Source organism: Macrococcus lamae (genome assembly GCF_004359545.1).
Lineage (GTDB): Bacteria > Bacillota > Bacilli > Staphylococcales > Staphylococcaceae > Macrococcus > Macrococcus lamae.
Map to the genome: position 1 here is coordinate 1 of NZ_SCWB01000063.1, position 313 is coordinate 313.

1 rRNA gene is annotated in these 313 nt (G+C 47.6%); it reads right to left on the reverse strand.

Annotated features, from left to right (window positions below):
* Positions 1-313 (reverse strand): 23S ribosomal RNA (locus tag ERX29_RS10895); the annotation flags it as partial.

The following is a 313-nucleotide window of genomic DNA, read 5'->3' on the forward strand; positions in this document are numbered from 1 at the left end:
TCCACTCAGGAGGGGACGACTTTTCGACTACAGGACCTTTACCTTCTCTGGTTGGCTTTTCCAAAGCCATTCGTCTAAATCGTTCCTTTGTAACTCCGTGTTGAGTGTCCTACAACCCCAGGATGCAAGCATCCTGGTTTGGGCTCTTCCCGTTTCGCTCGCCGCTACTCAGGGAATCGAGTTTTCTTTCTCTTCCTCCGGGTACTTAGATGTTTCAGTTCTCCGGGTGTGCCTTCTCATATACTATGTATTCATATATGGATAACATGACATAACTCATGCTGGGTTTCCCCATTCGGAGATCTCTGGATCA